Source organism: Cetobacterium sp. ZOR0034, assembly GCF_000799075.1.
In the GTDB taxonomy this organism is placed as follows: domain Bacteria; phylum Fusobacteriota; class Fusobacteriia; order Fusobacteriales; family Fusobacteriaceae; genus Cetobacterium_A.
On the sequence record NZ_JTLI01000048.1, the window covers coordinates 13,609 to 37,381 of the forward strand.

Annotated in this window: 25 protein-coding genes; 17 read left to right on the top strand and 8 right to left on the bottom strand. The window is 28.8% G+C overall.

All coding sequences use genetic code 11. The features are described 5' to 3' along the window. Positions 1-27 precede the first annotated feature (27 nt). From L992_RS09315 to L992_RS09335, 5 genes are read left to right on the top strand one after another with little or no spacing between them, the layout of a single operon-like run. Positions 28-990, top strand: coding sequence for a thiamine ABC transporter substrate-binding protein (locus L992_RS09315; RefSeq protein ID WP_047395802.1), 963 nt, complete (start codon positions 28-30; stop codon positions 988-990). Beyond that, positions 990-2,495: an iron ABC transporter permease gene (locus L992_RS09320; RefSeq protein ID WP_047395804.1), complete on the top strand. Its 1,506-nt coding sequence runs from the start codon at positions 990-992 to the stop codon at positions 2,493-2,495. The genes L992_RS09315 and L992_RS09320 overlap by 1 nt, the downstream gene beginning before the upstream one ends. Before the next feature lie 11 nt (positions 2,496-2,506). Next, entirely contained in the window at positions 2,507-3,130 is a 624-nt protein-coding gene (locus L992_RS09325) for a nucleoside recognition domain-containing protein (RefSeq protein ID WP_047383498.1), read from the top strand. Then, the gene (locus L992_RS09330) at positions 3,130-3,669 is read left to right on the top strand and encodes a spore maturation protein (RefSeq protein WP_047383496.1); all 540 of its coding nucleotides are present in this window, start codon (positions 3,130-3,132) and stop codon (positions 3,667-3,669) included. Before L992_RS09325 ends, L992_RS09330 begins: the two co-directional genes overlap by 1 nt. An 8-nt stretch (positions 3,670-3,677) precedes the next feature. Next, on the top strand, positions 3,678-4,583 hold the full coding sequence (locus tag L992_RS09335; RefSeq protein ID WP_047395807.1) for an LD-carboxypeptidase: 906 nt from the start codon (positions 3,678-3,680) through the stop codon (positions 4,581-4,583). 56 nt (positions 4,584-4,639) lie between these two features. On the opposite strand, the gene L992_RS09340 is transcribed toward L992_RS09335, so the two are convergent. Continuing rightward, entirely contained in the window at positions 4,640-5,176 is a 537-nt protein-coding gene (locus L992_RS09340; RefSeq protein WP_047383492.1) for an HdeD family acid-resistance protein, read from the bottom strand. Between the two features lie 232 nt (positions 5,177-5,408). Here L992_RS09340 and gltS point away from each other — a divergent pair, with 232 nt between their 5' ends. The 3 genes from gltS to L992_RS09355 all read left to right on the top strand — a co-directional run bounded on the left by gltS (position 5,409) and on the right by L992_RS09355 (position 7,989). Continuing rightward, entirely contained in the window at positions 5,409-6,608 is a 1,200-nt protein-coding gene (gltS, locus tag L992_RS09345; protein WP_047383490.1) for a sodium/glutamate symporter, read from the top strand. Positions 6,609-6,631: 23 nt separating this feature from the next. Further along, positions 6,632-7,432, top strand: coding sequence for a glutamate racemase (gene murI / locus L992_RS09350; protein WP_047395809.1), 801 nt, complete (start codon positions 6,632-6,634; stop codon positions 7,430-7,432). 122 nt (positions 7,433-7,554) lie between these two features. Continuing rightward, positions 7,555-7,989, top strand: coding sequence for a hypothetical protein (locus tag L992_RS09355; RefSeq protein ID WP_047383487.1), 435 nt, complete (start codon positions 7,555-7,557; stop codon positions 7,987-7,989). 159 nt (positions 7,990-8,148) lie between these two features. Here the strand turns inward: L992_RS09355 and L992_RS09360 are convergent, their stop codons facing one another. From L992_RS09360 to L992_RS09380, 5 genes are all read right to left on the bottom strand, one after another. Then, on the bottom strand, positions 8,149-8,517 hold the full coding sequence (locus tag L992_RS09360) for a hypothetical protein (protein ID WP_047383484.1): 369 nt from the start codon (positions 8,515-8,517) through the stop codon (positions 8,149-8,151). Between the two features lie 349 nt (positions 8,518-8,866). Then, positions 8,867-9,121, bottom strand: coding sequence for a hypothetical protein (locus L992_RS09365; RefSeq protein ID WP_047383483.1), 255 nt, complete (start codon positions 9,119-9,121; stop codon positions 8,867-8,869). Between the two features lie 42 nt (positions 9,122-9,163). Continuing rightward, positions 9,164-9,463, bottom strand: a complete 300-nt coding sequence (locus tag L992_RS09370; RefSeq protein WP_047383481.1) for a hypothetical protein — start codon at positions 9,461-9,463, stop codon at positions 9,164-9,166. Between the two features lie 73 nt (positions 9,464-9,536). After that, complete coding sequence (locus L992_RS09375; protein WP_047383478.1) at positions 9,537-10,109, bottom strand: hypothetical protein; 573 nt, start codon at positions 10,107-10,109, stop codon at positions 9,537-9,539. A gap of 75 nt (positions 10,110-10,184) precedes the next feature. Next, complete coding sequence (locus tag L992_RS09380) at positions 10,185-10,745, bottom strand: hypothetical protein (RefSeq protein WP_052191775.1); 561 nt, start codon at positions 10,743-10,745, stop codon at positions 10,185-10,187. 257 nt (positions 10,746-11,002) lie between these two features. On the opposite strand from L992_RS09380, the gene L992_RS09385 reads away from it, so the two are divergent. The 4 genes from L992_RS09385 to L992_RS09400 all read left to right on the top strand — a co-directional run bounded on the left by L992_RS09385 (position 11,003) and on the right by L992_RS09400 (position 15,602). After that, the gene (locus L992_RS09385; RefSeq protein WP_047383476.1) at positions 11,003-12,487 is read left to right on the top strand and encodes a mechanosensitive ion channel; all 1,485 of its coding nucleotides are present in this window, start codon (positions 11,003-11,005) and stop codon (positions 12,485-12,487) included. 80 nt (positions 12,488-12,567) lie between these two features. Next, entirely contained in the window at positions 12,568-13,767 is a 1,200-nt protein-coding gene (locus tag L992_RS09390) for an efflux RND transporter periplasmic adaptor subunit (RefSeq protein WP_047383474.1), read from the top strand. Then, positions 13,751-14,944, top strand: coding sequence for an FtsX-like permease family protein (locus L992_RS09395; RefSeq protein WP_047395811.1), 1,194 nt, complete (start codon positions 13,751-13,753; stop codon positions 14,942-14,944). Before L992_RS09390 ends, L992_RS09395 begins: the two co-directional genes overlap by 17 nt. Beyond that, the gene (locus tag L992_RS09400; protein WP_047383470.1) at positions 14,937-15,602 is read left to right on the top strand and encodes an ABC transporter ATP-binding protein; all 666 of its coding nucleotides are present in this window, start codon (positions 14,937-14,939) and stop codon (positions 15,600-15,602) included. The genes L992_RS09395 and L992_RS09400 overlap by 8 nt, the downstream gene beginning before the upstream one ends. Positions 15,603-15,641: 39 nt before the next feature. Here the strand turns inward: L992_RS09400 and L992_RS09405 are convergent, their stop codons facing one another. Continuing rightward, positions 15,642-17,147: an NAD(P)/FAD-dependent oxidoreductase gene (locus L992_RS09405; protein WP_047395814.1), complete on the bottom strand. Its 1,506-nt coding sequence runs from the start codon at positions 17,145-17,147 to the stop codon at positions 15,642-15,644. A gap of 159 nt (positions 17,148-17,306) precedes the next feature. On the opposite strand from L992_RS09405, the gene L992_RS09410 reads away from it, so the two are divergent. Then, positions 17,307-18,071, top strand: a complete 765-nt coding sequence (locus tag L992_RS09410; RefSeq protein ID WP_047383466.1) for a DeoR/GlpR family DNA-binding transcription regulator — start codon at positions 17,307-17,309, stop codon at positions 18,069-18,071. Positions 18,072-18,237: 166 nt separating this feature from the next. On the opposite strand, the gene L992_RS09415 is transcribed toward L992_RS09410, so the two are convergent. Further along, positions 18,238-18,978 carry a YaaA family protein gene (locus L992_RS09415; RefSeq protein ID WP_047395816.1) on the bottom strand — a complete coding sequence of 247 codons (741 nt, stop codon included), beginning with the start codon at positions 18,976-18,978 and terminating at the stop codon, positions 18,238-18,240. Between the two features lie 126 nt (positions 18,979-19,104). Here L992_RS09415 and L992_RS09420 point away from each other — a divergent pair, with 126 nt between their 5' ends. The 4 genes from L992_RS09420 to L992_RS09435 are packed head-to-tail and all read left to right on the top strand — an operon-like array spanning position 19,105 to position 23,617. After that, positions 19,105-20,220, top strand: coding sequence for an aminopeptidase (locus L992_RS09420; protein ID WP_081982828.1), 1,116 nt, complete (start codon positions 19,105-19,107; stop codon positions 20,218-20,220). 15 nt (positions 20,221-20,235) lie between these two features. Further along, complete coding sequence (locus L992_RS09425; protein ID WP_047395823.1) at positions 20,236-22,038, top strand: polysaccharide deacetylase family protein; 1,803 nt, start codon at positions 20,236-20,238, stop codon at positions 22,036-22,038. Between the two features lie 16 nt (positions 22,039-22,054). Then, positions 22,055-22,795 carry a MipA/OmpV family protein gene (locus L992_RS09430; RefSeq protein WP_047383460.1) on the top strand — a complete coding sequence of 247 codons (741 nt, stop codon included), beginning with the start codon at positions 22,055-22,057 and terminating at the stop codon, positions 22,793-22,795. A 24-nt stretch (positions 22,796-22,819) separates the two neighbouring features. Next, positions 22,820-23,617, top strand: a complete 798-nt coding sequence (locus L992_RS09435) for a Cof-type HAD-IIB family hydrolase (protein ID WP_047395825.1) — start codon at positions 22,820-22,822, stop codon at positions 23,615-23,617. Positions 23,618-23,773: the final 156 nt, after the last annotated feature.

The window sequence follows — 23,773 nt, forward strand, 5'->3', positions numbered from 1 at the left end:
ATTAGAAAAAATGAGAAGGGGGACGAAGTGAAAAAGTCAGTATTAACAGGATTATTTTTTATGAGTTTAGTATCGTTTGGAGAAGAGATAGTGGTATATGGACCGGAATCGATGAAGTGGATAGAAAGTTCAGCGGGTACAATTTTTAAAGAGAAAACAGGAGTAGATATCAAATTTATTCCTATAGATGGTTTAATTCCAAGAATGAAGTTAGAGAAAAGAAATCCTAAGGCAGATATAGTTGTTGGTCTAACAGATATAAACTATTTAGAAGCTAAGAAAGAGTTACTTATAAAAAATTATAAGCCTACAACAGCTTCAAATATAGTTAATAAAGATTTTATAATTGATAGTGAGTGGTCAGTTACTCCGATAGATTATGGAATGTTAGCTTTAAACTATAACTACGAGAAATTGAACAGAGATTTGAAAACATTTGAAGAGTTAAAAACATATTCTAAAGAGCTTTTAGTTCAAGATCCTAGAAGCTTTACTGGAGAAGGATTTATGTTATGGACAATAGCTGTTTATGGAGAGAATTGGTTAAAATTCTGGGAGGATTTAAAACCAGCTATTTTAACAGTTTCATCTGGGTGGTCAGATTCTTTTGCTAAGTTCTCAGTTGGAGAGGGAGCTATCATGAGTGGTTATGCTTCAAGTTCACTTTATTTCTATCAAGATGGGAATGGAGAAAAATATAAGAGTTATATTCCAGAAGAGGGAGGATATGTATATTTAGAGGGAGCAGCTTTAGTAAATAAGAAAAATGTGAAGGAATCTTCACAAAAATTCTTAGATTTCATACTAGAACCTGAATTCCAGAAATTAGCTTTAGAAAAGAACTATATGTTCCCAGTTATAGATTATAAATTACCAGAGGATTATAAACTTGTTCCGACGACAGATAAAATAGTAAAGATAGATCCAGAATATGTTGCTCAAAATATGGAAAATTGGAAAAAACAATTGATTGAGGTATTAAAAAAATAATGAAAAAAAATAGAACCTATAGCTATATCTATCTTGTTCTATGGGTGACACCTTTAATTTTTTTTGTTAGAGATTTCTTTCAAGTGAGTGAGATTAAAAATTTAGATTACTTTGAGTATTTTAAACTTTTCAAAATCTCACTCCTTCAAGGAGGAGTTTCTGTATTTTTCTCAACAATAGTTGCTTTAGTGCCAGCTTACTATATGAGTTATAAGAGGAATACTCTTACAAAACTTTTAGAGGGGCTTATATTTATACCATTTTTCTTTCCAACAATCTCTACAGTAGTTGCGTTTACACTTATATTTAATCTACCATTTTTAAAAGATTTTAATATTCTTTACAGTTTAAAGGCTATTATACTTGCAAATGTATTTTACAATAGTCCTATTATGATAAAGTACTTGAGTCAAGGGATGAGAAATATTCCAAAAAATATTGTAGAGGCTGGTAAAATAGATGGATTAAATGAGATTGGAGTTTTCTTTAAAATTAAATTACCACTTATCTTCCCTCAGGTTTTCAGAGGAATGTTTTTAGTATTTATATACACGTTTGCATCTTTTGGTGTCGTTTTAGCTTTAGGTGGAATACGTTATTCTAATTTTGAAGTTGAGATAGCAAATACACTTTTAAGAGATGCTAACTTCACAAAAGCATTAATATTAGGTGCATTTCAGTTTTTATTTTTAATAGCAATAAACCTCTTAGGAGAACTTTATTCACCATACGAATTAGAGGGAGAGTTTCGTCAAAAAGAGATTTCTTCGTGGGTGTTTTTATATTCGATTTTATATTTTCTAATAGAATCGGCAGTAGTTTTAATAGGGATATTTTATGGTTTTTATAACTATTACATTGGAAAGTTTTCTTTAGATGGCTTTATTAGACTTTTCAATCAGAGTTTTAATAGCTCATATCCTGTTCTCGAAGGAATTAGAAACTCACTCATATTAGCATCTATAACACCGATATTTGTAATTATATTTACATATCTACTTCTAAAAAATTTTACGAAAATGACAAGTGCGGTTGTTTTCTCTACAATGGGATTTTCGAGTGCATTTTTAGGAATAGCTTTAATATATATAAATATACTTTATGATATAAAGTTATGGATACTTTTAATAGTTGGATATTTCCTAATCACAGTTCCGATAGCATATTCATTTATGTATCAATATGTGAGGGAGTTTCCAAAAGATATCTTAGATTTAGCTAAGATAGATAGACTTTCACCTTTAAAAACTTTTTTATTAATAGAGTGTCCTATATTAAAAAATGTTTTTTTAGGAACATATTTACAGATATTTGCAATTATTCTAGGAGAGTTCACAATATCTTACTCAATGCAGCTAGGAAGAGATTTTCCAACCCTGGCATTAGTTAACTACTCACTTTTTTCAGATAAGAAACTTCTAGAAGGTGCAGCGCTATCATCTGTAAATATAATAATAGTTGTTGCCTTGTTTTACATATCAAATAAAATTACAGAAAAAGAATAGGGAGGGAAAATATGATAAATGCAATATGGTTAGGACTTATAGTGATTGGAATTGCAATATCTATGTTTACAGGGAATGTTCAAGCAGTAACAGACTCAGTAATATCATCATCAAAAACAGCTGTGGAAATAGCGATAGGTTTAGTTGGAATAATGTCTTTCTGGCTAGGACTTATGAAAGTAGCCGAAGAAGCTGGGCTTGTAAAAGCTTTAGGAAAAGGATTGAAACCTATTATGAAAAGATTATTTCCTGAAATACCAGAGGATCATCCAGCAGTTGGAAGTATCGTTGCAAACGTAGCTGCAAACTTCTTTGGATTAGGAAATGCCGCAACTCCTTTAGGAATCAAGGCTATGCAAGAGTTACAAGAGTTGAATGACAATAAAGATGAAGCTACGGATGCAATGGTTTTATTCTTAGCTATAAATACATCGTCAGTAACTTTAATCTCATCAAGTGTAATAGCTTATAGAGCAGCAGCAAACTCAGCAAATGTAACTGAGATAATAGCACCAACGATAATAGCAACAGTTATCTCAACTGTTGTAGCAGTAGTATCGTGTAAAGCTTTACAAAAATTGCCAGCATTCAAAAGAGAAAAACTTTCAAAGGATATAACAGGAGGGGATAAATAATGTTTACAATTATAATGGAGAAGATATCGCTATATGCAATTCCAGCAATAATTTTATTTATTTTATCTTATGCTTATTTTGTAAAGAAAGTAAAGGTCTATGAAGTATTTTGTGAAGGAGCAAAAGAGGGATTTACAACTGCTATAAGAATAATACCGTTCTTAGTTGCAATGTTAGTTGGAATAGGTGTGTTTAGAAGTTCTGGAGCGATTGATGTAATAATAACAGCGATAAACCCAGTTCTAGAGTTTATAGGAATGCCTGGAGAAGTACTGCCAATGGCAATAATGAGACCACTTTCTGGTGGAGGATCAACAGGAATATTAAATGATATATTTATAACTCATGGTCCAGATTCTTTAGCAGGAAGAATAGCTTCTGTTATGATGGGATCGACAGAAACAACTTTCTATGTTTTGGCTGTTTATTTTGGAGCTGTAAGTATCAGAAAAACAAGACATGCTGTTGTAGCTGGTTTACTAGCAGACGTAGCTGGTATATTGGCGGCAGTTTGGATTTGTAACCTAATGTTTAGTTAGGTGAGAGAATGAAAAAGTTGAAAAAAGGTGATACTATAGGGTTAGTATCACCTGCAAATAGTGTTGACCTAGAAAAGTTAAAGAGTGCAGTAGAAAATTTAGAGAAATTTGGATTTAACGTTAAACTAGCTAAAAATGCTGATAAAAGTTGGTATTCTTTTGCAGGAACAGACCTTGAGAGAGCAAATGATATAAATGAGTTTTTTAGAGATGACGAAGTGGATACAATAATGTGCGTTAGAGGTGGTTATGGTGGAATTAGACTTCTTAATCACTTAGATTATGAGTTGATAAAAAAGAATCCAAAACCTTTTATCGGTTATAGTGATATAACATCTATGCATATGGCTTTTTCTAAAAAGTGTAATTTAAAAACTTATCACGGACCAATGGCTGCAAGCAATTTTTCAGGGGATTATGATGAGGAAACTTTGAATCATTTTTTGAAGGTTATGGAAAAGAATGAGGATTATCATTTGGAAAATTTCTCGAAAGAGTTGAAATTTTACAATAGCTTATCTTCTAAAGGAGAACTTATAGGAGGGAACTTAGCAGTTCTAGTTTCTAGCTTAGGAACAGAGTTCGATTATGATTATACTGGAAAAATCCTATTTTTAGAAGATATAGGAGAATCAACATACAAAATAGATAGAATGTTATGGCAGTTGAAAAATTTCGGAGTATTTGAAAAAATATCAGGAGTCATCTTAGGAGATTTTGCTAATTGTGAAAAATCAGCGGATAATGATATGTCACTGAAAGATGTTTTTGATAGTCATTTTGAAAAGTTTGATAAACCAGTGATCTCTAATTTAGAATCAGGACACTGTACACCAATGTTAACTTTAGAATTTGGAAAAATTTTAGAAATTGATGGAGTCAGAAAAACTATTCTAGTAAAAAGTAATGTATAAGTAAATAAAAAGAGAGCGTATTTCATTTGAATGAGAAAACGCTCTCTTATTTTTATTTATGAACGTTTAAAGTAAAATGCGGATAGAATTAAATTTGCTCCGCTGAACAGTATATACCATGCAACACAAAGAGATATAAATCTTTGAGAGAAAAATGGCAATCCAACTAATAAAATTCCAAAGAGTATATCTGTTATTCCTGGGTTTAAACTAAACTTAACCGAATCAGGAAAAGTTTTTCTATTTATAATAGTATTTATAAAAATGAATATACCTTTGAAAATCATAAATATTCCAGCGTATATAATCATATAAAGTTGACTTAAAAAAGGCTGACTAAACAAAGAGATTGAGATTATAACTTCTAATACACCTACAAAAATATATAGCCCCCAATGAAAATTAGGAACTTTTCTAAATTGAAATCCTTTTGTGAAGTTTTTTATACCACTTACAAAGAAAAAAGCAGCTAAGATATCAATGATATAAACGGAAAAAATAGTTGGGGTGAAAATACCAAAAATACCAACTAAACTAAATAAAATTCCAGTGATTAAAAGATAAAGAAAAATTTTTTTGTCAAAACTAAGCATAGAGATAACCTCCTAAAATTTAATGTAAAATATTATCTAATTTATATATTCTAAAAAAAATAAAAATCTCCTTTAATAATATTAAAATTATGGACATCTTAATTAGAGAGAGTTTATCTAATTTGTATATACTTTATTAATGTATGATATATTATTTATATATTTGAAAATATGTTTTTTTGGAAGTATACTTGTCACAACTGATATATATAAAATATGAAGGAGGGATTTTATGTTAGAGTATCAATTTAATATGGCAGAAACATTAGCAACAGCAGTGGTTTTACTATTAGTGGGAAGATGGATAAAAAAGAAAGTTTATTTCTTTGAAAAATTCTTTATTCCAGCTCCGGTAATTGGTGGTGTGATATTTTCAATATTTACATTAATTGGTAGAAGTTCTGGAGTATTTTCATTTTCTTTTGACGGCTCTTTAAAAGATTTACTGATGATTGCATTTTTTACTACAATAGGTTTCTTAGCTAGTTTAAAATTACTTAAAAAAGGTGGAATTCAAGTATTTATATTTTTATGTGTAGCGAGTATTTTAGTAATAATTCAAAACTTAGTAGGAGTAAGCTTAGCAAAATTCTTTGGACTTAATCCTCTTTTAGGAATAGCTGCAGGATCTGTTCCTTTAACAGGAGGACATGGAACTTCAGGAGCTTTTGGACCTGTTTTAGAAGCTGCAGGGGCAACAGGAGCTATGTCAGTTGCAATAGCCTCAGCAACGTTTGGACTTGTTGCAGGATGCATGATAGGTGGACCAGTTGCAAAAAAATTGATGCAACGTTATGGTTTAGTTGGACATAAAGAGGAGGAGTTTTTAATTCCTGAAGATAATTCGAAAGAAGTTTTAAAAGAGGAGATAACAGAGGATAAACTTTTTCACGCTATTGTTTATATAGTTATATCTATGGGGATAGGTGGATTACTAATTCCTTTAGCAAAAAAAGTTGGAGTGGTTTTACCGGCATATATTGGTCCGATGTTAGTGGCAGCAATAATAAGAAATGTTGTAGATACAAAGGATACTGAACTTCCTTTACACACTATAAGTGTGGTAGGAAACATCTCTTTACAGTTATTCTTAGCTATGGCATTGATGTCAATGAAATTATGGGAATTAGCTGCATTAGCAGTTCCATTAATAGTAATACTTTTAGTTCAAACTGCAATAATGGCACTTTATGCATATTTTGTTACATTTAGAATAATGGGTAAAGATTACGATGCAGCGGTTATGTCATCTGGACATTGTGGTTTTGGAATGGGAGCAACTCCAAATGCAATGGCTAATATGGAATCATTTACAGCGGCTAATGGGCCATCACCAACGGCATTCTTTGTATTACCGCTAGTTGGAGCTTTATTTATTGACTTCACAAATGCTTCTTTAATCACAATTTTTATAAATATTTTTGGAAAATAAAATAGCGTTTATGGAGGGGTAGAATGAAAATAGGTGTTTTTGATTCTGGAGTTGGAGGGTTGAGCGTTTTAAAAAAAATCAAAGAAAAAATAGATTTTGCAGATATAATATATTATGGCGACAGTTTAAATTCACCTTATGGAAGTAAAAGTGTTGAGGAGATACAAAAGCTATGTTTAGAAATTGGGGAGTTTTTAATTGATAATAGAGTTGATATCATAGTAATAGCTTGTAACACTGCAACAGCTGCAGCACTAGATACTTTAAGAGAAAGATTTACAAGTGTGCCCATAATAGGAGTTGTACAACCTGGAGCTGCAATAGCGATAAAGGAAAGTAAAAATAGAAAAATTGGTGTTTTATCAACACCTCTAACTGCTAAAAGTAGAGTTTACGAAAAGGCGATAAAAACAATAAATTCGAAATATGAGGTTTTTCAGAAAGGGTGTGAACTTCTTTGTCCTATGATAGAAAGAGGATGGGAAAGTTCAGAACGGAATACAGAGCTTTTAAAAAGTTATATAGAACAATTACCGAATGATATAGATACATTGGTTTTAGGTTGTACTCATTATCCTTTGATAAGGGAGGATATTGAAAAGCTGATTGGAAATAAAAAAATTATTGATCCAGCAGAAGAAACTGCAATGCAAGTTCTATTTGAATTAAATAAATTAGCACTGAGAACAGGATTTAAGAAAATTAAAAAAGATAAAATAGGAATAGATTATTTTGTAAGCGGAGATATCGAGATGTTTAGAAAAGTTGGAGAAAGATTTTTAGGTGAAAAACTTTTAAATGTTTACCAACCTTTAATTGGATAGGAAAAGAGCAATAGCATAATTAGCTATTGCTTTTTTTTATAAAAATTAAATTTATAAGAAAAGAAAAACTGCTTTATTTCAGTATAATAAAATAACGGATACGGGATTAAAAGGAGGATGAGATGATAGTGAAATTAACAGACGAAAGAATAAAAACAGTTCATAAAATACAGCCGTACCTGGTTTATATAGACAGTATATTTTATATTTCTGGATCTGTGATACCAGTTGATGAGTTTAGAAGATATGTTGATAATATAAACTATATGAAAGATCATGTTGAGGTACTAGAAGTTTATGAAAATTATACAAAAAATAGATTGCATCTTTTTTTTGACAGTTATATCTCTATTTTTTCAGCAAAAGATATAAAGAATTATATAAATGAGATATTTAGTGGAAGATTAATAATAAATCGTTCTGATCTGTTAGAGGGATTAGAAAGTTATAATATTTTGAATGAAGATTTTATAGATTGTTATATTGATCGTTCGGTATATTTTGATCAGATATCAGATAGAGTAAAGAAAAACTTCTTAATAGATGATTTTGAATGAAAAACTACAAAAATTGAACAAAAAAACTTGAAATTAACTAATGTTTATGATATATTATACATAAATACGGGGGTATTAGATTTTAAAAAAAGGCAGCTTTAATGTTTAACATTTAAAGGTGCCTTTTTAGTTTTTGATTTTTATTATTTTGTTTTTATATTAAAAAGTTTTTTTGTATAAAGTTTCATCAGGAATCATATCTCTGTCAACTTCTACTTCGATATGAACAGGTAGGTTTTTACCAGATTCATTTTGAGCATATTTAGCCATATCCGACATAATAGCTTCAAGTTTAGTTTTATCTATTTTTTCAAACTCCTCTTTTCTTCCAACACCTTTAAGTTCAAGTTTAATCTCTATTTTTTCATGATCTAAGTCTACATCGAATTCATGAACATTAACTGTTGTAGTATCATCTGTTAAAATAGGAAATCTGCTCATAAGTCCCATTTCAATCATATCTTCTTTAGAGTTAGCTAGTGATGTTAGTGATAAAAGAATTGTAAGTCCTAAAACTATTTTTTTCATATAAATCCCTCCTATATATTTTAAAGCTCGAAAGTATTATTCTTAAAATAATTCTATTTCCTTTAAAAAAAAATAAATCATGTGAAATAAAAAAACTCCTTTTGGGGAAAAGGAGTTTTTATTAACACGGGGGAGTGTTAAAAATAAAAAGATTAAAATAGATTTTGGGGGGTATATAGATCTATTCAATCAAATTCGGTTTCAAAGATATAGTACTATAAAAGAATACAAAAGTCAAATATGTTTTTAAATAGAATTTTTTTAAAAGGTATATGCACAAAAAATGAACTTAAAAATCAAAAAAATAACAATAAAAAAGAGTAGATATAAAATCTACTCTTGATATTTTTTAAGCTACTTTTACAGAAGATACAAGAAAGAACTCCTCGCCATCATATTCAGCTCTTTCAACAGACAATTTAATATTTTGACTTAGATTAGGACTTTCTAAAATGAAATAACAGTTTTTATTCTCTTCGTTCAGTGTTAGTTGAAACTCATCACGTAAAAGTGAAAAAATATCATCTTCTAGCTCCATAATAGTGTATTCAAAATCTTCCATTAAAAGATAAAGGGTATCTGCAAAACTCATTGCATCTTTCATTATTTCCTCCATATTTATATTAATTTTATATTTGCTGCCTAATCAATTATTTAAATAGTGCAATAGGTATATCCCAAAACGATCCAATTTATAACGATTTTCTCGTGAACTATCTTTTGTGATAAGTTCTTCTCTTAAAAGAATCTCATATTCCATATGATAAAATTGTTCTTTTATAGGAAGAAGAATATCAGTAAATTCAATTTGTTTGTTACTGTTATGTAGTTTTTTAAAGTTTTCTTCAATATCATTTTTTTGTGTTTTATAACACTCTTTAAGGACCTCATAACATTTTTCTGGTAGTCTTTCTTTAAGATAGAAAAAATATTCTCTGTAATACATAATGAACCTCCAAGATAATTTTAAATAGATTTCAAAACGTATATACGATAAATTAAATTAATTCCTTTTATTTTTATACCATATAAAGTATAGAAATAATTAAAATAATTAATCCAGGAATTACTATTTTTTCGGACTCAAAGAAGTAGTATCCAGGGCCATCATCTTCATCATCCTCTATCTGAGTTGGATGAAAACTATTCAATAATGAGTTTATAAATTCCTCTTCAGAAAGTTTTTTTTCTTTTAGTTCATCTGAATCTAACTCTCTAAAGTTTAAAAAAGTAAATTTTAAAACTCTTTGTCTTTTATTGTTTATAAAATCTTCACCTAAAATAAGTGTTTTAGTTAGTAATTCGTCGTTGTTTTCAATAAATTTTGGTTTTAAATTGAAGTTTATAAGCATCTCAGGTTTTATATTCCCATAAAGATTTTCAAAAAAACTCCTTTCAGTATTATTAAGTAAATCCCTTCCTCTGATTCCAGTATCATGCTGCTCTATAGGTTTTTCTTTTGATATATCCATATTTTTTTCCCATACATAAAACTTTTCTTGTAAGCTGATAAGATGGTATCCATCTTTAGGGAATATTTTTTTAAGTTGTTCAACTAATTTAACTGACTCAATTGTGACTTGCCTATCCATCATTTCTCCTTTTATTTATTAAAACTACTTCAATTATACACTTTTTAAAATAAGAGGTCAATAATTTAAAATGAGCTATAGAATTATTTGAGTTAAATGTGGTGAGTTTATAAAATCATATGGAAAAATAATAATACCGTTATCAGAATCTAAATTCAGTTCATAGCCTAAATCTTTTGCTGTTTTATAAAATAAAAACCAAACAAATTTAGAGCAATAAAAATCACGCTCTTTTTCTTTGAATAACGATAGACGATATTTTCCAGAACCATATATTTCAATATTCTTTAAAAATTGGGTCTTAAAAGTTTCATCAAAGCCTTTATATCTAAGAACGATAACTTCCCTTAGAGGTTCGTTTAACCAAGCGTTGACACTAATTGTATAATAATCCTTACCTGGCATTGGAAAATCTCCAATGTGAGTATCTGTAATCATAACCGAACTATGTCCAAGCCAAGAGAGAGGATCTGAAAAAAGCTTATCTTTTATAATGATATCTCCTGTTTGTAATTTGAAAGAGTTATTGATCGCAGTTTGAGTTGGTTGCCAATTTCTCTCCAATGAAGAACATCCGATAATCAAATATAATAAGAATAAAAAGAAAAAATATTTTTTAAAAAACTTTAGATTCATAAATCTATCTCCTTTTTATAAAATCAATAATTTATATCATACTTTAAAACAATTTTTATAATAACACAACTAATTTTAAAAAAATATAGATTTTAAAAAAATAAATAATAAAAAAAGAAAAGTAAAAAAAGAGGCGTAATAAAACATATAAATTAATTAGGGAGTGATGAATATGATGTTATCAATGATTTTTTTTATAGCAATATTTATAGTTTACCTGATTATAAATAAACTAGAAGAGATAGGAGGATGGTAACATGGAAGAGCTTAAAGTTTTAATTCTTAACAATGTAACACTAAATATTATTGCATCAATCATTATTTTATTGGTAGGACTAGCTATCGCATCTGTTGTAGTTAGTAAATTAGAACACCTTTTTATAAAAACAAAACTATTTTCAAATTTAGAGCATGAAATAACAGGAAAAGAGGGTGGAAGTAGTACTTATGCTATAAAGACACTTCTTAAATTTATTTACTATATATTTGTAATATTTATAATAGGAATAATAATGGAGAAATTAGGGTTTAGCAGATTAGTTAATCCAATATTAAATCTACTAGATCCAATATTCTCATATATACCAAATGTTTTAGGAGGAGTTGTCCTTCTAATAATCGCAATCATTTTAGCTAAATTAGCTCAAAAGTTCTCAGAGATGTTCTTCAAAAAATTAAATGTCGATGAAAAAATTAATTCAAAAGATAGTGGAGTTTCACTTTCAAAAATATTCAGTGAAATTATATCTTTAGTGGTATTTATATTAATTTTACCAGGAGTTTTAGCAGCTTTAAAATTAGATAGAATTCTTATTCCTATAACAGATATGTTAACTAAGTTTTTAAATTATATTCCTAGCTTGATAGCTGCGGCTTTAGTTTTAATAGTAGGATGGTTTATAGCTTCAAAATTAAGAGATATTTTAAAGGGAGTTTTAGACTCGTTTAACTTAGATGAAAAACTAAGTATAGATGGAAAAGTTTTATTCGAAGGTAAGCTTTCAACTATTTTATCTAACATAGTTTACATCTTAATTTTAATACCAGTATTCTCAGCTTCACTTAACTATTTAGGATTAGAGTTGATAATTTCACCAGTTATAAGTATGTTACACATTTTATTTAATTATGTTCCTAACTTAGTTGGTGTAGCTTTAGTAGTAGTTATCGCTTTATATTTTGGAAAAATAATAGAAAGTATTATAACAAATTTACTAGTTGGTTTAAAATTTGATTCATATTTAGAAAAAGCTGGATTAAAAACAATTGAAAATAACTATTCAAAACTAGTTGGAAAAATATCAAAAATATTAATACTTTATTTTGCAATTATTCAATCAATCGAAATTTTAAACTTTGGAGCACTTCAAGATTTAAGTTTAAAATTGACACTTCTTTTAGGAGATATCTTCTTAGGAGTTGTGATTGTTGCGATTGGAATTGTAGTTGCGAACTATGTTTCAAAAATAATAAGAAATACCTCGTTAGATAATAAAGATCAGATTGCACTTGTAGCTAAAGTTGCAATAATAGTTTTTGTTGGCGCTATGGGACTTGGACAAATGGGAATTGCAAACGAAATTATAAACTTAGCATTTGGATTTACTATCGGAGCAATAGCAATAGCTTTTGCAGTGGCATTTGGTATAGGTGGAAAAGATTTAGCAAAGGAAAAACTTCAAAAGTTGAATTGTTGTAAAAAAGATGAGTGTAAAGAAAAAGAAGAGCAAAGAGAAGATTAGTTAATAAATCCTCCTAATGAAAGAGTTACTCTTATATTAGGAGGATTTTTCTTAAAAAAATTTGAATAGAGGAGTATCTTATGAAAGTTAGCAAAAAAATAGTTCTATCGCTCCTTTTTCTTCTAGGTGGAGTAGTAGTGTCGTATGTCGTATTAAAACCTAAAAAAATGGAAGCTATAAAAATTAAAAAAGAAAATTATACAGAGAAAATCCTTGTCTCTGGAGTAGTTAGTGGAATTGAAAACTCAATCATTTCAAGTTCATTAAATGGAACAATAGACAAAATATTTTTTAAAGAGGGTGATTTTGTAAAAAAAGGTGATTTAATTGCAAAATTTTTAACAGCGGATATCGAAGCATCAATTAAACAAAAAGAAGCAGAGCTTCTCTCTGCAAAAGCTGAATTAGAAAATACAGAAACAATAGTGCTCTCTAATCTCTCTCTCCTATTAAAAAACTCTAAAATAGAATATGAGAATGCTAAAAGTGAGTTTGAGAAATATTCAAAGCTTTATGAAAATAAATATATAAATGTAATAGAACTAAATTCAAAGCGTAATACTTTAATTGAAAAGGAGATTAAAGTTCAAAATGCTATGAACGATTTATTCTCATCTAAGAGTGGTCCTAATAAAAAAATAGTATTAGCAAACTTAAAAAATAAAGAGGAGAATTTAAAATATGAAAAAGAACAGGAAAAAAAATATTATATTTTTGCTCCTTACGATTCATATATAAGAGAACGATATGTCGATATCGGAGAAACTGTCGCACCATACTCTGAACTTTTTTTAATCTCTTCATTAGAATCTAAAATAATAGAGATAGAGTTAGATGAAAAATATTCTGAAAAAGTAAAAGTTGGAGATAAAATTACAATATATTCTTTTGGAAATGAAAAAACAACAGGAGTTGGAAATATATATTTTGTTGGAAAAAGTGTAAATGAGAAAAAAGGAGTTCTTCAGCTTAAAGGAAATTTTGAAAATTCTTCTGAAAAATTTATATATGGTAGCAGTGTGAACGTAGAGATTAATGGTCAAAATTTAGAAAGTAGTTATCTAGTTCCAAAAGACTATATAGTTTCGAAAAATGAAAAAAAATCTATATGGAGAGAAAGGAAAGGAAAAGCAGAAGAGATTGAAGTTGAAACATTTGATGTTTTAGATGGAGTAGTTTTAAAAGAGAATAATACTCTTTCAGAAGATGAGATAATTTTTTTAAAACCAGATAAAAATATAGAATTTGGTGAGAGGATAGACTATGAGATACGAAATTAAAATTGCTTATAAATTTTTAATGAAGTCTAAAGGACAAACACTTTTTTTACTGACAGCTATAGCAACAGGAGTTGCTGTACAAGTTTTTATTTCATTATTAATTGTCTCTCTTCAAAATAATATTATAGATACAGTTCTTGGAAATATAGCTCATATAGTTGTAGAAGATGGTGACAACAGAAACGCTCTTAAAAAAAGCAACGAAACTTATAACTATGGAAATTTCTCAATTGAAAGAGATAGGATAGCTAACTACGAAAATATAATAAATAGTTTAAAAAAAAATAAAAGTATAAAAAATATAGTTCCAACTTTAGAGAGTAATGCACTTTACGAAAGAGGTGGGAAATCTATCGCACTACAAATACGTGGTGTTGATTTAGAAGTAGGAGATTCAATTTTCAAAGTAAAGGATAAAGTTTATTCTGGTAAAAATATAATTGAGTCTAATAAAATTTTAATTGGAAAGAGAGTAGCTGAAGATTATAATCTCTCTCCTAACGATATTTTAAATATCACTCTTCCAAACGGAGAGAAAGAACGCTTTATAGTGAATGGAATATTTGATTTAGAAAATTCAGTATCAAATAATGGATTGGTATATATGGATATGCAAAAAGCTCAAAGAGTTTTTCAAAAAAAGGGATATGTAAATAAGATAAATATTCAACTTAACAATATTTTTTTAGGAGATATCATCGCATATGATTTAGAGAATAATTTTTCAGATTTAAAAGCAACATCTTGGATGAAAGATGGAAAACAACTATTGAATGCTTTAAGATCTCAGACAATTTCAACAACCGTTATAAGAACGGTAATTTTACTCTCAACAACTTTGAGTATAGCCAGTGTTTTATACATAACCGTTGTTCAAAAAACAAAAGAGATTGGAATATTAAAAGCTATTGGAGCAACAGATTTTTCTATAGGATTCATATTTTTATTTCAAGGAGTTTTTGTTGGATTTTTAGGAGCTGTTTTAGGTTGCATATTTGGAAGTGTTCTAATAAACATCTTCCAAATAACAGCAAAACCTAGTTTCAAAATAGAGATTGAGTTTTTACAACTTTTAAAAGTTATAGTTTTCTCCACTATATCAGGAGTGATTGCCGCATATATCCCAGGTAGAAAATCTATGAAATTAAATCCAATAGAGGTGATTAAAGGTGAGTGAGATTCTAAAATTAGTCGAAGTTTTCAAATCTTATGATGGTAAAAATAATGTTTTGAAAAATATAGATTTAAATATAGAGAAAGGTGAGTTCATAGGAATAATTGGTCAAAGTGGAAGCGGAAAAAGCACTCTCTTAAATATAATAGGTGCTTTGGATACTCCATCTAAAGGAGATATCTATTTTAACGGCGAAAATATATCTCACTATAATTCTGAAAAGAGATCTCAATTTAGAAATAAAAATATTGGATTTATATTTCAATTTCACTTTTTACTTCCTCAATTCAATGTTATTGAAAATATACTTATTCCAAATTGGATAGATAGTGGTAAAGATTCGCATGATAAAAAGGAGAATGCTTTAGAGATTCTAAGAGATATGAAATTGGAAGATATTGCTTATAGAGATTCTCAAAATATATCAGGAGGACAACAACAAAGAGTTGCAATAGCAAGAGCTTTGATAAATAAACCTGCAATAGTTTTAGCAGATGAACCCACAGGAAATTTAGATTCTAAAACTAGTTCTCAAATCTATAATCTTTTAAGAGATATAAATAAAAAATATAAAACTACATTTTTAATTGTAACTCATAATTCTGAAATTGCAGCACTTTGTGATCGAGTTATAGAGATTAGTGATGGCGTTATAAAATAGAAAAAACCTCGAAGATTAACTTAATCTTCGAGGTTTTTTCTATTTTGAAATTTGTTTAACCTCTTTATCAATTAAATCTGCAACAATTCTAGCTGAAGCATAAATTGTAGGAAGTCCACTTCCAGGATGGGTTCCCCCTCCTACAAGAAACAGATTTTCGTAGCCCTCCAATTTATTATGTGGTCTTAGCCATAACATCTGACCTAAATCATGAGAAAGATTAAAAACAGCTCCGTTATAAACATCATAATATTCTTCCCAATCTAAAGGAGTAATAACTTTCAATTCTTCAATATGATTTCGTATTCCTCTGAACTCTCCAATCTTTTCAACTTTATCTAATAGTAATTGAACAAAATCATCTTTTTCTAATTCCCAATTGATATTAGATTTATTGTTAGCTACAGGAACTAAAATATAAACTGAAGATTTATCCTTTGGTGCTAAAGTTTCATCTGTTACGGAAGCATTTTGTATATAAAAAGAAAAGTCGCCTCCGATATTTTTATATTCACTTATTTTTCCAACATTTGTCTTGTAATCTTTAGCAAAAATAATACTGTGATGTGGAATATTCCGATATACCTTGTTTACACCGAGATATAGCATAAATGTGGAACACGAATATCTTTTCTTTTGCAGTTCTTTATCTGAATACTTATCTCTAAGCTTTTCTGGTATAAGATTTTTCATAGCTGATGCAAAATCTGCATTTAATATTATGTGGTCAGCCATATAGCTATCTCCATTTTGAAGTTCCACTCCAATAGCTTTCTTACCTTCGAATAAAACCCTTTTAACACCGGAATCTAAATAAACTTCTCCTTTTCTTTTTTCTATAAGTTCTCTTAAAACTTTTGACAATCTATTTAATCCACCCTCTACATGATAGACACCATACTTATGCTCCAAGTATGAAATTATAGAAAAGGTTCCTGGAGCAACCCATGGAGACATCCCTAAGTATTTAGCTTGAAATGTAAACGAAAGTTTAAGCTCCTCTTCTTTAAAGTATCCACCCAATACACCATGTAAAGATTTAAAAGCATCTAAATATGGAACGGCCTTTAAGAAATTAGATTTTAAGTAATCTGTAGGAGAGAGATATGGAACCATTAAACAAGATTCTAATTTAGCAAACTTTTTTTCCTCTCTTTCGATATATCTATCATAGTCTTTAGAACTGTACGGAAATATCTTTTCCATTTCACTATACATCAAAAGCTTTTTATTATGAGAGTATGGATTGAAGTCATCCAAGCCATAAAATTTTAATCTATACATTGGATTTATCTCAATTAAATTCACATAATTTTCTAATCTCTCTCCAGCTTCAGTAAAAATATCTTGTAGCATCTGAGGCATTAGAAAAAAAGTAGGGCCTAAATCAAAAGTATATTCACCTAATTTAAAAGATGAATTTCTTCCACCTACATATGGTTTCTTTTCAAAAACTTTAACAGAGTACCCCTTACTTGAAAGAAGTAATCCAGCGGCTAATCCACCCGGACCAGCTCCGACAATTATAATGTCAACCTTTTTCATTTCTAGCACCTCCTTTATACATTTGAAATATATATTAGGTATTATATTATCTATAATTTTATACGCTATATTTCTAACTTTCTTTTTTAAAAACCTTTTTTATGATATAATTTTTTATATATTTAAACAGTTAATATAGTTACTAGGAGGCCTAAAATAATGTTTGTTGAAGAAAGAAAACAAAGAATTTTAAATATATTAAAGCAAAAAGAAAAAGTAAGTGTAAATGAGTTGAGCGATTTATTTTCTGTAAGTAAAGTCATAATCCGTAAAGATCTTTGTAACATGGAAGAGGAAAATCTATTGACAAGAACACATGGTGGGGCAATTTTAAAAAGAAAACTTGTGGATAAAATAGTTCTAAAAGATATAGCTAAAGAGGATTTAGATGAGAAAACAGAACTTGCTGAAAAAGTTATTAGCCTAATAAAAGAAAAAGATATTATCTTTTTAGATGATTCAACAGTTACGATATTAGTTGCTGCACTTTTACAAAAGAAAAAAATTAATATAACAGTTATAACTAATATGTTAGAGATACAAAAAATCTTATCTGAAAATAAAGGAATTGAGATTATCTCTTTAGGGGGAGTTTATGATTCGAGAACAGATTCTTTTATAGGAGAGATGGCTCGACAAAATCTAGAATGTTTTAACCCTAATAAGGTTTTTATAGGTATCGGTGGAATAAATGTAGATAAGATGCAAATTAGTACTTGTACAATAGATGAAGGAAAATTTAAAAATACAGCTCTTCAAGTGGGACAGGAATGCTTTATAATAACTCAAAGTAAAAAGTTTTTCCAAGATTCAATTTTCAACTTTTCAAAGTTAAAAGATGGAATGACTATAATAACCGATAAAAATATTCCAAGTGATATTGAAGATAAATTAATTGAAAATGGAATAAAAATAATCAAGTAAAATCAAACGAAAGTAAACTTTCGTTTTTTTTATTTCGTTTTATCTTGACACATGCTTTTTTATATAATATAATTCATGATGTAAACACAAACGAAATAAAATGAAATAGCTGAAATAGCATTAGAACTAAAAATATATAACTAAAAAATAGGTTAGATAAGCTAACCTATTTTTTAAGAAATATGAATTCATTTTCAGTTGAATCCTCTTCTGAAAACTGATATCCCAATCGATTAAAAGATTTAATCTGAGATATATTATTACCTTTAATTTCGATTAAATAATTTAACATAGCACCTCTAGCTTTTTTAGCTTCTGTACTTATATTTTTGACCTTTTCATCAACTATTTGTCTAAACTCAATATCTATAACGTTGAATATTTTTCGGTTTAAAATTTTAGAAAACTCTTTTGATGCTATGTTTATAAAAATCTCATTTTTATAAGTGAGAAGAAAATTCTCGATAACCTCATTCCAGAAACTGTATGGGGAAATCTCTAAAATCTTATTCGTCATATCTAATCTGTAGGGTCTTATAAGATTAGAACCAAAATTGATTCCATATAAAGCTGAGAATATTAAAACATTATTTTTGATATAATCAAATTCTGAATTTGAAAAACTTTCCAAATCAATCTGTTTAAAACTTACACCATCATAAAGAGATATTGCTTCCCTCTCCTCTTGTTCATAATAAAACTGATATTGATTATAAGTTTCTTCTAGAAGAGAACCTTTTATTTTAAAAATTTTGGATAAATCATCTTTTGAAAATACTTTTAATGCACCTACTAATTCATTGGTTTTTATTTTTAAATTTTCATTTTGTGATGTACTTTGAAATTGCTTTAAGTTTTGAAATGTTTTATATTTCATTCCTTTACTTGGGGAAAAAAATAGTTTCATAAATTCCACCTCTCAATATAATCTGTTTGTAGCATATTATATCATTTTTTTTAAAATATAACTGTATATTTATAAAGATTCAGTGTATAATTATAGAATAAAATATGTGATTAAATGGAGGTTATCGTGGATCAAAGAATTGAAATACTTGCAAAGAATTTAGTTACTTACTCTTGTAGAGTACAAAAAGGTGAAAAAGTTTTAATAGAAACAGTTGGAGAAGACACGAAAGACTTAGTAAAAGCTCTTGTAAAAGAGGTTTATGCAGTTGGTGGACATCCTTTTGTAACAATTAAAGACCAAAGTGTAACAAGAGAATTATTAAAAGGTATGGACCAAACACAAGCTGAATTAATGGCTAAATATGAATTAGAAAGAATGAAAGACATGGATGCTTACATTGCTATAAGAGCAGCAGAAAATGCATCTGAGTTATCAGATATAGAATCAAGTAGAATGAAAGTTTATACAGATTACTTTATGAAACCAGTTCATTTAGGAGAAAGAGTTAACAATACTAAGTGGGTTGTTTTAAGATATCCAAATAACTCTATGGCTCAATTAGCAAATACATCATTAGAATCATTTGAAAACTTCTATTTTAATGTTTGTAATTTAGACTATTCAAAAATGAGCAAAGCGATGGATTCATTAACTGCTCTTTTAGATAGAACAGATAAAGTTAGAATAACAGGACCAGGAACAGATATATCGTTCTCTATAAAAGATATTCCATCTGTTAAATGTTGTGGACTTAGAAACATTCCAGACGGAGAAGTTTATTCAGCTCCTGTAATTGATTCAGTAAATGGAGTTATAACTTATAACACTCCTTCTGTTTATCAAGGAACAACTTTTGAAAATGTTTGTTTCAAATTTGAAAATGGAAAAATTGTTGAAGCTACAGCTAATAATACAGAGAGACTAAATGAAATTTTAGATACTGATAATGGTGCTAGATATATCGGAGAATTTGCTTTAGGAGTAAACCCATATATTTTAAAACCTATGAAAGATACATTGTTTGATGAAAAGATAGCTGGAAGTATACACTTCACACCAGGACAAGCTTATAAACTTGCAGACAATGGAAATAAATCAGCAGTTCATTGGGATTTAGTTCTAATTCAAAGACCAGACTTCGGTGGTGGAGAGATTTGGTTTGATGACGTTTTAATTAGAAAAGACGGAATCTTTGTTATCGAAGAGTTAGAAGTATTAAATCCAGAAAATTTAAAGTAGTAGGAGGATTTAATAATGAATATACTTATGGCACTATCTCAGTTAGAAGTAACTGGTGCTGAGGTGTACGGAACGGTTTTAAGTGATGAGCTTATTAGGAGAGGGAATAAAGTATATATAGTTTCAGATACTTTAACAAAACCAACAAATGCACAATATGAAAAAATAGAATTTAATAAAAGAAAACTTATACACAGAGTTAGTCAAGTTAGAAAACTATTAAGAATTATAAAAGAAAATGATATTCAAGTTGTTCATGCACACTCAAGAGCTTCATCTTGGAGCTGTGCAATAGCTTGTAGAATCGCTAAAATTCCATTAGTAACAACTATTCATGGAAGACAACCAGTACATCTTAGCAGAAAAATAGTTAAGGCATTTGGAGATTACTCTTTAAGTGTTTGTGAAAACATAAGAGATCATGTTGTTAACGACTTAAAAGTAAAACCTGAAAATATAACTGTTTTAAGAAATATGATTAATACAAAAGAGTATCAAAAGCAATCTTTGATTCAATCTACAAAGAATGAAAAGATTATATCTATTATTGGAAGATTATCAGGTCCAAAAGGGGATGTAACATACAATCTTCTAGATATTTTACACAGAAGAAAGGATTTTAAAATCCAAGTTATCGGTGGAAAAGATATTCCTCAGAGATTTAAGAAGTTTACAGGAAATGTAGATTTTTTAGGATATGTAAATAATGTATCTGACAGAATAAGAGAGTCATCAATTGTTATAGGTGCTGGAAGAGTTGCTGTTGAAGCTATTCTTTGTGAAGTTCCAGTTTTAGCAATTGGAGAAGCTGAATCTGTTGGAATAGTAACTAACGATAGATTAGGGACAGCTTTAAAATCCAATTTTGGTGATATCTCTTTAAATCATACACCACTATTTAGATGGACGGATGTAATTCCTGAAATAGATAAAGGTTTTAATATAAGTAAGGAAGAGTTATCAACTTTAAGAGAAAAAGTTATATCAGAGTTTTCTATTGAAAATATTGTTCATAAAATAGAAAAAATTTATCAACAACAAATAGTAAAAAAAAGCAAATATGAGATGCCTGTTATTATGTATCACAGAGTTATAAAAGATGAAAGTGAAAAGGGTGTTCATGGGACGTATGTAACTGTAAAACAGTTTGACGAGCAGATGAAATATTTAAAAAGTAAAGGGTATGAAACAATAACTTTTGAAGATTTATTAAACAATAAGTATAAACAAAGATTTGATAAAGATAAAAAGTGGATTATGTTAACATTCGATGACGGATATAAAGATAACTATGAAAATGCTTTTCCTATCTTGAAAAAATATCAATTTAAAGGTATTATATATATATTGGATGGACTTAAATATAATAAGTGGGATGTAGATGATAAAAACAATCCTGAAAAAGAATTTCCACTTATGAATATCGAAGAGTTATTAGAGATGCAAAAATATGGTATAGAGTTTGGAGGTCATACATCAACTCATCCTAAACTTGCAGAGCTAACACTCCAAGAGGTTAAAAAAGAGATTATTCTATCTAAAAACAATATAGAGAATATGATAGGAAAGAAATTATTATCATTTGCATATCCGTATGGAAGTTTAAATGAGGATGTAAAGAAAATATCTCAAGAATCTGGATATGAATTTGCTGTAGCAACAGATTCAGGAAGCATTACTTTCTCAGATGATCTTTTTGAAATTAGAAGAATAGGAATATTCCCAACGAATAACCTTTTCAACTTTAAAAGAAAAGTATCTGGTAAATACAACTTTATAAAAGTTAAAAGAGAGGAAAAAAGTTACGCTAAAAAGTAACTTAGGGAGGATTAATATGAAGAAAATATTATTGGGGTTATTAGCATTAACAATGTCAGCAACTCTATTTGCTGAAAATAAATTTGGAATTGGAGCTGGAATTGGATTATCTGATAGTATGTATAAAGGTGCAGAAGATAAGGCTTATCCAATGCCACTATTAGATATCAATTATGGTGACTTTTATGTTAAAGGTGTTACTGTAGGATATCAGTTTTATCAAGATGATGCTTTTGCGGCATCATTATTCTTAGATCCTTTAGCTGGATTTGCAGTTGATGGTGAGGATTTAAAAACAGGTTATAACAATATAGACGATAGAAAATTCCAAGCAATGTTTGGACTAAGATTAGATGCTGATACTGGATTCTATGGAATAAGAACAGGACTTACAGCACAAGTTGGTGAACATGGAGGAGAGGGAAAAATAAGTGCTTTCAAAGCTTATAAGGTAGATGAAAGACTTACAGTTGTTCCATCTGTTCATGTTAAAGGATATAATGGAGAATATACAGATTATTACTTCGGTGTAACATCTGAAGAAGCTGCTAGAAACTCTAAAATAAAAGGTTCTTATAAAGCAAATGCTGCTTACTCTATCGGATTAAATATTACTGCAGATTATAGATTAACTGATAACGTAGCACTTATGGCCTTTTTAGGTGTAGAGAGATTCTCTAGTGAGGTTTCTGATTCACCTATAGTTGAAGATGGAGTTTTATATTTAGTTGGAGTAGGAGCAAAGTACTACTTCTAGAAAAATTGAGGAGAACAAAAAATAATGAAATACAAAGCAATTATATGTGACTTAGACGGTACACTTTTAAATGAGCATCACACTATTTCTGAAGAAACACAAAAGACTATTAAAAAAGTTGTAGACTCAGGAGTTAAATTTATTATAGCTACTGGGAGACATCATAACGATGCAATGACATTTAAAGATATGCTTGGATTAGATAGTTTTTTAATCACTTCAAATGGTGCTAAGGTACATGATTATGAAAATAATGAGATTATATCTCACAATATACCTGCAGAATTAGCAAAAGATTTATTAAATTATAATTACAGTGATGAATTACACAAAAATATATACTTAGATGAAGAGTGGTTTGTAGAATCTCCATTAGAGGAAGCATTATTATTCCATAAAGAATCTGGGTTCCATCACATTGTAACTTCTTTTGAGAATTTAGTTGGTAGAGATATAACTAAGTTTTTCTTTATAAGTGAAAATGAAGAGCATATTTCTCACTTAGAAAAAAACCTTAGAGAACAATTTACAGAAGGATTTAATATAACTCTTTCTTTAGGATCTTGTTTAGAGATTATGAAAGAGGGTGTTTCAAAGGCAAGTGCAATTGAGGAAGTTTTAAAAAGAGAGGGTATCGATATTAAAGATACAATCGCTTTTGGAGATGGATTAAATGACCTTGAAATGTTGTCTTCTGTTGGAAGAGGATTTATTATGGGGAACGGAAGTCCTAGATTAAAAGCGCTTCTTCCTGATAATGAAGTTATTAAAACAAACTCTGAGAACGGAGTTGCTCAAAAACTTAGAGAGTTATTCTTATAAGATATATCTAATTAAAAAAATCCTAGTTTATTTAAGATAAGCTAGGATTTTTTATATTCTTTTATATTTAAAGATATCTGGTAACTACTCAGCTAGTAACTAATAAAGTTTAATAGGAAAGATACTTTTTTCAAATTAATGAAGAAAGTATCTTTT

What these genes read in the sequence shown, in the direction of transcription:
- L992_RS09330 (WP_047383496.1), top strand. Translation starts at nt 3,130, where the DNA reads ATGTTTACAATTATAATGGAGAAGATATCGCTATATGCAATTCCAGCA.
- L992_RS09430 (WP_047383460.1), top strand. Translation starts at nt 22,055, where the DNA reads ATGAAGAAAATATTATTGGGGTTATTAGCATTAACAATGTCAGCAACT.
- L992_RS09365 (WP_047383483.1), bottom strand. Translation starts at nt 9,121, where the DNA reads ATGAAAGATGCAATGAGTTTTGCAGATACCCTTTATCTTTTAATGGAA.
- L992_RS09360 (WP_047383484.1), bottom strand. Translation starts at nt 8,517, where the DNA reads ATGAAAAAAATAGTTTTAGGACTTACAATTCTTTTATCACTAACATCA.
- L992_RS09405 (WP_047395814.1), bottom strand. Translation starts at nt 17,147, where the DNA reads ATGAAAAAGGTTGACATTATAATTGTCGGAGCTGGTCCGGGTGGATTA.
- L992_RS09390 (WP_047383474.1), top strand. Translation starts at nt 12,568, where the DNA reads ATGAAAGTTAGCAAAAAAATAGTTCTATCGCTCCTTTTTCTTCTAGGT.
- L992_RS09355 (WP_047383487.1), top strand. Translation starts at nt 7,555, where the DNA reads ATGATAGTGAAATTAACAGACGAAAGAATAAAAACAGTTCATAAAATA.
- L992_RS09320 (WP_047395804.1), top strand. Translation starts at nt 990, where the DNA reads ATGAAAAAAAATAGAACCTATAGCTATATCTATCTTGTTCTATGGGTG.
- L992_RS09410 (WP_047383466.1), top strand. Translation starts at nt 17,307, where the DNA reads ATGTTTGTTGAAGAAAGAAAACAAAGAATTTTAAATATATTAAAGCAA.
- L992_RS09425 (WP_047395823.1), top strand. Translation starts at nt 20,236, where the DNA reads ATGAATATACTTATGGCACTATCTCAGTTAGAAGTAACTGGTGCTGAG.
- L992_RS09395 (WP_047395811.1), top strand. Translation starts at nt 13,751, where the DNA reads ATGAGATACGAAATTAAAATTGCTTATAAATTTTTAATGAAGTCTAAA.
- L992_RS09435 (WP_047395825.1), top strand. Translation starts at nt 22,820, where the DNA reads ATGAAATACAAAGCAATTATATGTGACTTAGACGGTACACTTTTAAAT.
- L992_RS09385 (WP_047383476.1), top strand. Translation starts at nt 11,003, where the DNA reads ATGGAAGAGCTTAAAGTTTTAATTCTTAACAATGTAACACTAAATATT.
- L992_RS09380 (WP_052191775.1), bottom strand. Translation starts at nt 10,745, where the DNA reads ATGAATCTAAAGTTTTTTAAAAAATATTTTTTCTTTTTATTCTTATTA.
- L992_RS09375 (WP_047383478.1), bottom strand. Translation starts at nt 10,109, where the DNA reads ATGGATAGGCAAGTCACAATTGAGTCAGTTAAATTAGTTGAACAACTT.
- L992_RS09415 (WP_047395816.1), bottom strand. Translation starts at nt 18,978, where the DNA reads ATGAAACTATTTTTTTCCCCAAGTAAAGGAATGAAATATAAAACATTT.
- murI (WP_047395809.1), top strand. Translation starts at nt 6,632, where the DNA reads ATGAAAATAGGTGTTTTTGATTCTGGAGTTGGAGGGTTGAGCGTTTTA.
- gltS (WP_047383490.1), top strand. Translation starts at nt 5,409, where the DNA reads ATGTTAGAGTATCAATTTAATATGGCAGAAACATTAGCAACAGCAGTG.
- L992_RS09335 (WP_047395807.1), top strand. Translation starts at nt 3,678, where the DNA reads ATGAAAAAGTTGAAAAAAGGTGATACTATAGGGTTAGTATCACCTGCA.
- L992_RS09340 (WP_047383492.1), bottom strand. Translation starts at nt 5,176, where the DNA reads ATGCTTAGTTTTGACAAAAAAATTTTTCTTTATCTTTTAATCACTGGA.
- L992_RS09325 (WP_047383498.1), top strand. Translation starts at nt 2,507, where the DNA reads ATGATAAATGCAATATGGTTAGGACTTATAGTGATTGGAATTGCAATA.
- L992_RS09370 (WP_047383481.1), bottom strand. Translation starts at nt 9,463, where the DNA reads ATGTATTACAGAGAATATTTTTTCTATCTTAAAGAAAGACTACCAGAA.